The 11,020-nt window shown below is 69.9% G+C and carries 7 protein-coding genes; 5 read left to right on the top strand and 2 right to left on the bottom strand.

Translation table 11 applies throughout. From position 1 onward, the window contains the following. Window positions 1-56: 56 nt before the first annotated feature. On the bottom strand, window positions 57-1,139 hold the full coding sequence (locus tag EV139_RS03395) for an ABC transporter ATP-binding protein (protein ID WP_130452937.1): 1,083 nt from the start codon (window positions 1,137-1,139) through the stop codon (window positions 57-59). A gap of 263 nt (window positions 1,140-1,402) precedes the next feature. Here EV139_RS03395 and EV139_RS03390 point away from each other — a divergent pair, with 263 nt between their 5' ends. The 4 genes from EV139_RS03390 to EV139_RS03375 all read left to right on the top strand — a co-directional run bounded on the left by EV139_RS03390 (window position 1,403) and on the right by EV139_RS03375 (window position 7,507). Next, the gene (locus EV139_RS03390; RefSeq protein ID WP_198677436.1) at window positions 1,403-3,910 is read left to right on the top strand and encodes a helix-turn-helix transcriptional regulator; all 2,508 of its coding nucleotides are present in this window, start codon (window positions 1,403-1,405) and stop codon (window positions 3,908-3,910) included. Window positions 3,911-4,163: 253 nt separating this feature from the next. After that, window positions 4,164-4,949 carry a glucosamine-6-phosphate deaminase gene (gene nagB / locus EV139_RS03385; RefSeq protein ID WP_130452935.1) on the top strand — a complete coding sequence of 262 codons (786 nt, stop codon included), beginning with the start codon at window positions 4,164-4,166 and terminating at the stop codon, window positions 4,947-4,949. A gap of 2 nt (window positions 4,950-4,951) precedes the next feature. Beyond that, entirely contained in the window at window positions 4,952-6,103 is a 1,152-nt protein-coding gene (gene nagA / locus EV139_RS03380) for an N-acetylglucosamine-6-phosphate deacetylase (protein WP_130452934.1), read from the top strand. A 189-nt stretch (window positions 6,104-6,292) separates the two neighbouring features. Then, entirely contained in the window at window positions 6,293-7,507 is a 1,215-nt protein-coding gene (locus tag EV139_RS03375) for an NADP-dependent isocitrate dehydrogenase (protein ID WP_130452933.1), read from the top strand. Window positions 7,508-8,098: 591 nt separating this feature from the next. Here the strand turns inward: EV139_RS03375 and EV139_RS03370 are convergent. Further along, entirely contained in the window at window positions 8,099-9,112 is a 1,014-nt protein-coding gene (locus tag EV139_RS03370; protein ID WP_241988958.1) for a LacI family DNA-binding transcriptional regulator, read from the bottom strand. A gap of 178 nt (window positions 9,113-9,290) precedes the next feature. On the opposite strand from EV139_RS03370, the gene EV139_RS03365 reads away from it, so the two are divergent. After that, window positions 9,291-10,979 carry an ABC transporter substrate-binding protein gene (locus tag EV139_RS03365; protein ID WP_237464538.1) on the top strand — a complete coding sequence of 563 codons (1,689 nt, stop codon included), beginning with the start codon at window positions 9,291-9,293 and terminating at the stop codon, window positions 10,977-10,979. Window positions 10,980-11,020: the final 41 nt, after the last annotated feature.

Below are 11,020 nucleotides of genomic sequence, written 5' to 3'. Positions count from 1 at the left end.
GTGAGTTCGGCGGCGCGGCATGCGGCGCAGCGGCGCAGCCCGCGCGGCGCGCGAGCCTACCCCAGCCGGAGGCCGGTCGCCGCGTCGAAGAGGTGCAGGTGCGCGGCGGCGGGCGCGAGCGTCACGGTCTCACCCGCGGCGGGGTGCGCGCGGCCGTCCACCCGGGCGACCACGTCGACGCGGGCCTCGGTGTTCGCGAGGTGTCCGTACAGGTACCCGTCGGCACCGAGCTCCTCGATGAGGTCGACCACCACCGACAGGCCCGCGGCGCCGCTTGGGGCGAGCGCGAGGTCCTCCGGGCGCACTCCCACCACAACCGCTGACGTGCTCGCCCGGGCGCGCACGTCGGCGGCGATCTGCACCGCGGTTCCGCCCACGAGCACTGCGTCGCCGGCGATCTCGGCGTCAAACAGGTTCATTGCCGGGGATCCGATGAACCCGGCTACGAAGATGTTGTCCGGGGTCTCGTACAGCTCGCGCGGCGTACCCAGCTGCTGCAGCTTGCCCTCGTTGAGCACGGCGATCCGGTCGCCCATGGTGAGCGCCTCGGTCTGATCGTGGGTCACGTAGACGGTGGTGACCCCGAGCCGCCGCTGCAGCGCTGCGATCTGCGTGCGCGTCTGCACGCGGAGCTTCGCGTCGAGGTTTGACAGCGGCTCGTCCATCAGGAACGCCTGCGGCTGCCGCACGATCGCGCGCCCCATCGCGACCCGCTGACGCTGGCCGCCGGAGAGCGCTTTCGGCTTGCGATCGAGCAGTGGCTCAAGGTCGAGCATGCGGGCGGCCGCGCCGACGCGCGCCGCGCGCTCCTCCTTGCCGACGCCGGCGATCTTGAGCGCGAAGCCCATGTTCTCGGCAACGGTCATGTGCGGGTAGAGCGCGTAGTTCTGGAACACCATCGCGATGTCGCGATCCTTGGGCGGGGTGTCGGTGACGTCCTGGTCGCCGATCAGGATCCGCCCCGAGTCGATTTCCTCGAGTCCCGCGAGCATGCGCAGCGTGGTCGATTTGCCGCAGCCGGATGGGCCGACGAGCACGAGAAACTCGCCGTCTGCGATGTCGAGGTCGAGGGAATCGACCGACGGTCGGCTGCTCCCGGGGTACACCCGAGTGACGCCATCAAATGAGATTGTTGACATGTGTGTCCTCCACCGGCAGGCACGTGCCGGACGATCCGTTGTAGAAGACGGCGCCCGTGCGGACGCCGCGCCCGTCGTTGGGCGCGCTCAGGCTAGCACAGCGACGCACGGCCCGGGTCGCGCGCCCGCAGCCGATGGATCATAGACTTTCACTGTGCTGACTACCCCAGATCGGGGTGAGTCTTGGGGACAAGCCGGGGGGCGGATCCATGCGTGCGAGGGAAATTCGCGAACTTCGAACACTGCTACTCGAGGGGGAGTCCGTGCGCCTCGTCGCGCCCTCAGAGACCGGGAGGACGCACCTCCTGGGGCAGCTCGCGGCAGACATGGAGTCGCGCGGGTTCACGGTCTTCCACGTCACGGGTCGCCGCTCATTCCGGGATCAGCAGTACGTGGCGCTCCGTGAGGCCGGGTTGGTGCAGCTGCGGGGCGCGCAGAGCGAGAGCGACATCGGCGATGAGCTGCTGCAGAGCGTTGCGCCCGCGGCCCACCCGGTGCTGCTGATCGACGACGCCGAACACCTCGATCTCACGTCGGCCTACCTGCTCGAGCAGCTGCGAAGTCGACGCGATACCCCGACCGTGGTGGTTGCGCCGCCGTTTGTGATGCTCGACGATCACGGCAGAGCCGCTTCGCACAAGATCCGCACCACCGCCCGGCTCGAACTCGAACCGCTGGGCTACGCGCAGATCAGCCTGCTCGCGCAGCGCGTGCTCGGCGCGCCTGCACAGCCGGAGGTGATCGCGCGAGTGCTCACAATGTCGTCGGGAATTACCGGGATCGCGGTGGCGATCCTGCGCTCGGCTGCGCGGGAACAGCACATTGTGGAGCAGGAGAACGGGTGGGCGCTCAACGCAAACGCGCTCTGGAACGTGCACCTGCGCACCACCGTCGAGCAAATGATCCGGCACCTCAGCGTTCCCGAGCTGCGCGCGCTCCACGCGCTGGCCCTCTCGGAGAGCGTCACCACGGAGCGCTTCCGCGACCTCGCCCGCGACGAGCTGCTCGGGCTGACGAAGCAGGGGCTGCTCACGACCTTCGCCGGCGCGAACGGCGACACCCACGTCGCGCCACGGCCGTCGCTCATCATCGACTACTTCCAGGAAATGCCGATCGACTCCCGCTACTACGAGGCGCTGAGCCTGCTGCGCGAGCTTGAGGATCCGGCGGCCAAGGATCGCGCGCTCACCCGCACGAACGGGATGGTTGCGCGGGCGAAGACCTTCGATCGCACGCACAACCGGGGCACGGGCAGCGCACGCTTCCACCGCACCGAGACCGCCCACCTCCTTGCCCGCAGCGCGCGGGAGTGGCGCCGGGAGCCGTCGGTGCCCACCGCGGTGGCCTACCTCGACCTGCTCCTCGACACGGACACCTATGCGCAGTCAGCGACGCGCGTGTTCGCGAACCCGATCCCCCGTGGGGCCGACCCACTCTCGATCCGGCTCGGGATGCACGAGCTGTTTTGGGCCACCCAGGCGCACCCTGAGGAGGCTCGCGAGCGGATCGAGGCGATCCTCGCCTCGGAAACCGACGAGACGGCGCTCGCCGCTTACTCGGCGTTCACCGCGTACCTGGTGTTCTCCCGGTACGGCATGGAACCGTGGGTGCTCGGCTGGTGGGAGCGTGCTGCCAAGCTGCGCGACGGGTTCTCGCGTTCGATTCACCACTTCATCGGGGTGATCACCGGCCGAATCACCAAGCCGCTCCCGGGCGACACCCTCGACCCCGCATTCGACATCCAAACCTTCCTGGTCAACGTCGCGAACACCGTGTTGCGCTTCCGTGAAGCGAGCCCGGACGTGTACGAGCAGGAGCTCCACGCTGAGTTCGACGCGTCCCGCGCGGGCACCGACAACCGTCGGATCACCGTCAGCACATACTTCCTCGCTCAGCAGCAGGCGGCCACGTTCAGGGACCTGCTCGCCACGGAGACCGTCAACGTCACGCTCGCGCTCGGCACCCCAAATCAGGGCTACGCGGTGTACTTCGTGGCGCAGCTGCGGTGGGCCGCCTACCTGCACTACCGACACGGCGAACCGGATCTCGCGCGGTCGGTGCTCGTTGAGACCGAACGCTACCCGGAGTTCTACGGCCCGCTGCCCGCGATGGACCCCGCGTTTGGGGAGGCGATCCACCTGCTCCTCGAGGACGACCTCGACGCCGCGGTGGCGCTCCTGCTGCGCACCTCCGAGCAGTGCCATGCGATCGAGCTGAGCGACGCCGCGTGGACCTACGCCGCGGTGGCGTTTACCGAGCAGCCGAGCGACACGGTGTTCGCGCAGCTGCAGCGCGTGGGCGCCGATTCCGGCTACGGCTCGCAGCCGCTCATGGACCTGGTGCGCGGCGCGCTCCACGGGGACGCGGCGCTCCTGCGCAACGTGCAGCACCTCGCCCTCGACGCGGAAATCGCCACCGCGATCACGCTGCTCGACGCCGTGTGCCGGCAGCGGCAGCGCGACGTGCCCGGCGCCAGTGATCCGTTCTCTGAGCAGCTCGCCGCGACCATGCACGAGCTCCGCGCGCTGCTCGCCTCCGGCCTCACGATCGTTGCCACTGAGGTTGGGGTCGAGCGGCAGGAAGCGCACCTCACGAAGCGCGAGCGAGAGGTCACGATGCTGGCGGCCACCATGCAGAACCGGGAGATCGCGGATCGCCTCTCGCTCAGCGTGCGCACCGTGGAGAACCACCTTGCCCGCGCGATGAAGAAGCTTGAGGTGAACTCCCGCTCCGAGCTCTCAAGTCGGATGGCCCTCGCCGGATCCGCGTAGGCGGGGTGCGCGCTCCGGCGGCCCGGGGTGCCGGATCCGAGGGGTCGGGTACGACCGATCCGACGGGGCCCGGGGTGCCCGACCGCACGCGGCCCGGGGGCGGATCTCAGGGGCGTTCGTCGGGCGCGCGCCTCCGCGGCATTGCGTGCGACCCGGGCCGGGGCCCTATCCTGGTCCTGTACTGCGCCCGCGGCGGGCTCGCCGGCTCACCGCCGGGCGCGCGCCGCAGCACCATCGAACCCCTGGAGGACCCGTGGACGTCGTCATCGTTGCAGACGCGGAGGCGGTCGCTGAGCGCGCCGCAGACCTCATCGCCGAGCTGATCCACAGACAGCCGGAGGCGGCGCTGGGGGTCGCCACCGGGTCCTCGCCGATTGGCACCTACTCGGCCCTCGCCGAGCGCGTGCGCGCCGGCAACCTCGACTGCGCACGGGTGAGCGCGTTCGCGCTCGACGAGTACGTCGGCCTCGACCTCCGCCACCCGGAGAGCTACCACGAGGTGATCCGGCGCACCGTCACCGAGCCGCTCGGCCTCGATCCGGCCCGCGTGCACGTCCCCGACGGTGGCGCCGCCGACCTCACCGCGGCGGGCGACGACTACGAACGCCTGATCGCTGAGGCGGACGGCGTGGACCTGCAGCTCCTCGGCATCGGCGCAAACGGACACATCGGCTTCAACGAACCGATGTCGTCCCTCGGCTCGCGCACCCGGGTGAAGACCCTCGCCCCGCAGACGCGCGCCGACAACGCGCGCTTCTTCGACCGGCTCGAGGATGTGCCCCTGCACTGCATCACGCAGGGCCTCGGCACGATCCTCGACGCCCGCGAGGCGTTGCTCGTGGCGCAGGGCGAGGCGAAGGCCGCCGCGGTCGCGGCGATGATCGAGGGGCCGCTCGCGAGCCTGTGCCCGGCAAGCGCGCTCCAACTGCACCGCCGCGCCACCGTGATCATCGACCGCGCGGCCGCGAGCCAGCTGCGTCACACCGAGTACTACGAGCACGTCGAACGCCACCGGCCCGCGGGCGCCGGGGCGCGGTAGCCATGCTGATCGCGGCGGGCCGCGTCGTCACGAGCGAGACGGTGCACCGCCCGGGCTGGGTGGAGATCGACGCGGGCCGCGTGCGCGCGCTCGGTGCCGGCACGCCGCCGCGCACCCCCGACCGCGCGTACCCCGAGCACACGATCGTGCCCGGTTTTGTTGATATTCACGTCCACGGCGGAGGCGGCAGCGACTACCCCGACGGGGATCGAGGCGGTGCCCTCGCCGCGCGCGACGCGCACCGCGCACGCGGCACCACCCGCACGATGGCGAGCCTCGTCACGGCGGACCGGGCGTCCCTGCTGGCGCAGGTCGAGCGGCTTGCTCCGCTCGTGGCGGCCGGCGAGCTCGGTGGGATCCACCTCGAGGGGCCGTGGCTGAGCCAGAAGCGCGCCGGCGCGCACGACGTCGCCCAGCTGCGGGCCCCCGATCCGGCAGAGATCGACGCGCTGCTGGCCGCAGCGGACGGCGCCATCCGCATGGTGACGATCGCCCCCGAACTGCCGGGAGCGCTCGCCGCGATTGAGCGCCTGGTTGGCGCGGGCGTGACGGTCGCGCTGGGCCACACCGACGCCGATTACGAGCAGACGCGCGCCGCGCTCGCCGCCGGGGCAACCGTCGCCACCCACCTCTTCAACGCGATGCCCGCGCTGCACCACCGCGAGCCCGGCCCGATTCTGGCGCTGCTCGAGGACTCGCGCGTGACCGTCGAGCTCATCGCCGACGGCACCCACCTGCACCCCAGCCTCGCGCGCTGGATCGCCGAGCGGGTGGGAGACGAGCGGGTCGCGCTCGTGACCGACGCCATGGGCGCCGCTGCCTGCGGCGACGGCGACTACCGACTCGGCGAGCTTGCCGTGGAGGTGCGCAAGGGCGTCGCGAAACTCGCTGGAACCGAGACCATCGCGGGCAGCACGGTGACCATGGACGTGCTCTTCCGGATCGCCGCCGGCGCCGGATCCGAGGCCGAGCTGCGCGCCGCCGTGCGGAAGACCTCCACCACACCCGCGCGCGCGGTGGGATGGGCTGATGCGGGCGACCTCGCCCCGGGGCTCGTCGCCGATCTGGTCGTGCTCGATCCGGACCTGCACGTCGCCGCAGTGTTCGCCGTCGGCCAGATCCTCGGCGACGCCGCGGCCCTGAACGCCAGATAGCGCGCCCCGCGCACGAGCAAAATTATCTCGACGCCGAGAGACTCTGCAGAACTCGGGTAGAGTGGTTCCCGGTCCTACCGGACCTGGCATGCGGTGCGATTGCTCCGCCGCGGCCGAAAGAATTCAGCGCGTGGCGCACACGAAGCCGCGCGCCTCCGAGCTCATCAACACACGAATCTGGGAGAAGCGTTGGCGAAGATCAAGGTTGCAGGAACCGTCGTCGAACTCGACGGCGACGAGATGACTCGTATCATCTGGCAGTTCATCAAGGATCGCCTGATCCACCCGTATCTCGACGTCACGCTCGAGTACTACGACCTGGGCATGGAGCACCGCGACGCGACCGACGATCAGGTGACGATCGATGCCGCACACGCGATCCAGAAGCACGGCGTTGGCGTCAAGTGCGCCACGATCACCCCCGACGAGGCCCGCGTCGAGGAGTTCGGCCTCAAGAAGATGTGGCGCAGCCCGAACGGCACGATCCGCAACATCCTCGGCGGCGTGATCTTCCGCGAGCCGATCATCATCTCCAACATCCCGCGCCTCGTGCCCGGCTGGAACAAGCCGATCATCATCGGCCGCCACGCGTTCGGCGACCAGTACCGCGCCACCGACTTCCGCTTCGCCGGCGAGGGCACCCTCACGGTCGAGTTCACGCCGAAGGACGGCGGTGAGCCGCAGAAGTTCGAGGTCTACCAGTCGCCCGGCGACGGCATCGCGCAGGTGCAGTACAACCTCGACGCCTCGATCCGCGACTTCGCGCGCGCATCGCTGAACTACGGCCTCTCGCGCAACTACCCCGTGTACCTCTCCACGAAGAACACGATCCTGAAGGCCTACGACGGCCGCTTCAAGGACATCTTCCAGGAGATCTTCGACACCGAGTTTAAGGACCAGTTCGAGGCAGCCGGGCTCACCTACGAGCACCGCCTCATCGACGACATGGTCGCCTCGGCCATGAAGTGGGAGGGCGGCTACGTCTGGGCATGCAAGAACTACGACGGCGACGTGCAGTCGGACACCGTGGCGCAGGGCTTCGGCTCGCTCGGCCTGATGACCTCCGTGCTCGCGACGCCGGACGGGAAGATCGTCGAGGCTGAGGCCGCGCACGGCACCGTCACGCGGCACTACCGTCAGCACCAGCAGGGCAAGCCGACGTCGACCAACCCGATCGCGTCGATCTTCGCGTGGACGCGCGGCCTCGCGCACCGCGGCAAGCTCGACAACAACCAGGAGCTCATCGAGTTCTCGCACACGCTCGAGGACGTGGTGATCAAGACCGTCGAGTCGGGCAAGATGACCAAGGATCTCGCGCTGCTCGTTGGGCCGGATCAGGCGTTCCTCACGACCGAGGACTTCCTCGCCGCGATCGACGAGAACCTCGCGCAGCGACTCGCGTAGTCTTCTCGCACACACCACGGGCCCCGGCGCACTGCGCCGGGGCCCGTGGTGTGTCCGGGCTTCTGCGCGTGCTTCCCTGCGCGCGTGCTGTGCTCGCGCTCCCGCGTGCTGTGCCTGCGTGCTGTGCTCTCGTGCTGTGCTCTCGTGCTGTGCTCGCGTGCTGTGCCCTCGTGCTGTGCCCGCGCGAACCCCCGCCGAGTGGAGCCAAACCTCCCCTTCGGGCTCGCGCACGGGGCACTAAGGCTCCACTCGGCGTCTCGCCCGCGCTCCCGCGTGGTGCCCGGCGTGCTGCCCGGCGCGGCACCCCGCCTGTGGCATGTCTGCGCCCTGCTTGCGCTGTGCCACGCCCCCGCCACACCCCGCCCGCACCTCGCCCCACCTGTGCCCCGCCACACCCCGCCGAGTGGAGCGAAAAGCCCCCTTCGGGCCCCGCGACAGGGCGTTATGGCTTCACTCGGCGGGGTGAGAGGCGCGGGTGCGCGAGGCGCGGGTGCGCGAGGCGCGGGACAGACACGGGCGGTCGCAGGGCGGGCGGGCACGACGCGCGGGCGCGCACGACGCGCCTAGCCGCGCGCGTCAGCGCCCGCGCGGCTAGGCGCGGGTGGTCGACTCGCGAATATCGAGCGTCGCGGTCGGCACCTCGAGCGGCCCCTCGGGCGGGCGCCCCTCAGCAAGCAGCACGGCGACCTCGACGGCGCGCGCCGCGATGCCCTCGGGGTGCAGGTCGAGCGTGGTGACGCTCGGCTTCGACATACGGTTCTGGATAGCGCCGGATCCCGCTGCGATCAGTAGCTCTTCGGGTACCCGGATCCCGCGTGCCGCGACGGCGGCGTTCAGGCCCGCCGCGTGGCGGCCGGTGAGGCAGAACACGGCGTCGGGGTGCGTGCCCGCGGCGCCGAAGAAGCGCTCGGCCGCGGCCTCGCCGACACCCTCACCCTCGACCTCGGGAAACGCCGCGAGGTCGGGGGTCTGACCGCGGCGCGCGCACCAGTCGAGGTAGGCGTCCTGCGATTCCCGGTTCCACGCGTTCTGGTCGGTGCCGGTGAGGAGCGCGACCCTGGTGCCGCCGGCCGCGGCGAGGTGGTCGAGCACGAGGAGCGCCTCCTCCCAGTCGCGCGTGGCGAGCTCGAAGAACTGGCCGGGCCGGGCGGGGTCTGAGCCGACCGAGACGAACGGGATGTTGCGCTCCGAGAGCATCGAGAGTACCGGATCGTTCTCGAACGGCTCGGTGACGATGTACGCGTCGGCCGCTGTGGCGCTGAGCGGGGCGTCTGGCCGGGTCGGATCGTCGATCAGCATGAGGCTGTAGCCGCGGTCGAGCGCCGCGAGCGATGCCGCGCCGGCCATGCGGAGGAAGTAGTCGACGCCCTCCGGGAGGAACGTGTCGAGGCTGTGCAGCGGGCGGATCACGAGTGCGAGCAGCCCGAGTCGCGAGTTCTGGAGGCCGCGGGCAATTGCGCTCGGCCGGTAGCCCACCTCGGCGGCGATGCGCTCGATGCGCTCGACGGTCTCGCGGCGCACCACGCCCTTCCCGTTGAGCGCGTGTGACACGGTCGTCGGAGAGACCCCGGCCGCCTTGGCCACGTCCTTGATGGTTGGTCTCACGCTTCCCTGCACCTCGCCAGGATACTTGCATGCGGCGGGGAACGGGGGGCGAAACCGGGGGGTATAGCCCAGTTCTGTTACGGAAACGTGACAGACCAAACCGTTTTTCACAAATCGTTTTGGGTGCTACTATCGCTCGCAGGGTCTTCGCTCGGTGCTCACCGGGCCAGGGGATTCAATGACGAAACTTCGAATGGAGAACAACGTGAAACTCGCACAGACGAGGGCAGCAATCGCCCTCCTTGCCGTCACGGGCCTCGCGCTCGCCGGCTGCGCATCCGGCAGCCGCGGCGGCGACGCAGGGGCCGAGTCCGGCGCTGAGGCCGGCACCGAGCTGCTGCAGACCACGCCCGCCGCGAAGAGCGACGCGGAGAAGGTCAGCTGGAACTCGACCTACGGCGAGCTCGCAAGCCTCGACCCGATCAAGGCATTCAACTACCCCGAGAACACGATCGTCGCGAACCTGTGCGAGCCGCTGTTCCAGATGCAGCCCGACTTCTCGGTGCAGCCCAACCTCGCGACCGAGTCGAACACCAGCGACGGCAAGGTGTGGCAGCTCGGGATCCGCGACGACGTGACGTTCTGGGACGGCACCCCGATGACCGTCGACGACGTGGTCTTCTCGATCAACCGCCACATCGATCCGGCAGAGGGCAGCTACTGGGGCGGCGGCGTGGTCGCGAACATCGCGAGCGTCGAGGCAACCGGCGACAACGAGGTCACGATCACGCTGAAGACCCCCGACTACACGCTTCCCTCATCGCTGAGCACCATCATCGGCGTGGTCGTGCAGGAGGACCAGCGCGTCGCGGCGGGCGAGAACTACGGCAACCCGGACACCGGCGTGATGTGCACCGGCCCGCTGCAGTTCACCCCGGGCAACTGGAAGCAGGGGCAGTCGATCACCCTCGATCGCTACGACGGCTACTGGAACGCCGACAAGCAGGCGCGCGCCAAGCAGGTGGAGATCGGCTTCGTGGTCGACCCGACCGCGATCGCGAACGGCCTCGCTACGGGCGAGATCCAGGGCTCGTACGACGTGCCGCTTCCGGCGCTCGGCCAGCTCTTGACGAGCAGCACCGGCACGCTCTTCGCCGGCCAGGGCATGCAGGACATGGCGATCATCTCCACGGGTGAGGGCCTCTTCGGGGATCCCGCCGTGCGCCGCGCACTGACCCGCGCCACCGACCGCCAGGCGATCGCCGACACGGTCTACGAGGGCACCGGCACCGTGTCGCGCTCCGTCGTGCCGCAGTCGGCCTGGGACGCGATCGACGGCGTGGCCGAGCTGCGCGACACCGAGCTGCCCGATCTGAGCTTCGACATCGACGCTGCGAAGGAAGAGCTGAAGGCCGCTGATGTCGACCTGACGCAGCCGATCAAGATCGCCTACCCGAGCGAGCGCAGCTTCTACGCTGACATCCTGAACGAGATGGCGAACGGCGCGAAGGAGCTCGGCATCACGCTCGAGCCCACGGGCGTGCCCAGCGCACAGTTCGGCGCGTTCTTCTCGGACCCCGAGGCGCGCAAGGGCTTCGACGGCTTCGTCACTACCAACTACCTGAGCGCTCCGGACCCGCTGCTGCACCTCATCAGCGTGGCGAAGACGGGCAGCGACCAGAACTACGCGAAGTTCTCCGACGCGAAGGTCGACGCGGCGCTCGACGCGGCGATCGCCGAGCCCGACGCGCAGAAGCGCGCCGAGCTCACGGTCGAGGCCGAGGCGCTCATCATGGCCGAGCAGCCGTGGGTGCCGATCAACGACCTCGCCGTGCGCATGTACATGGACAACAGCATCACCGGCGCACCCGCCTCGTTCGTCTACCTGTACTACCCCTGGGCCGCTGACCTCGGCTCGGCCGAGTAAGCAGCCGAGCAGGTAGCGGCTCGCGCAGGAAGGGATCGTCA

The organism is Leucobacter luti (genome assembly GCF_004217175.1).
Lineage (GTDB): Bacteria > Actinomycetota > Actinomycetes > Actinomycetales > Microbacteriaceae > Leucobacter > Leucobacter luti.
The sequence above is the reverse complement of the archived record's forward strand: the minus strand, read 5'-3'. Positions and strand labels throughout refer to the sequence as shown.

What these genes read in the sequence shown, in the direction of transcription:
- EV139_RS03395 (WP_130452937.1), bottom strand. Translation starts at nt 1,139, where the DNA reads ATGTCAACAATCTCATTTGATGGCGTCACTCGGGTGTACCCCGGGAGC.
- nagA (WP_130452934.1), top strand. Translation starts at nt 4,952, where the DNA reads ATGCTGATCGCGGCGGGCCGCGTCGTCACGAGCGAGACGGTGCACCGC.
- EV139_RS03365 (WP_237464538.1), top strand. Translation starts at nt 9,291, where the DNA reads ATGACGAAACTTCGAATGGAGAACAACGTGAAACTCGCACAGACGAGG.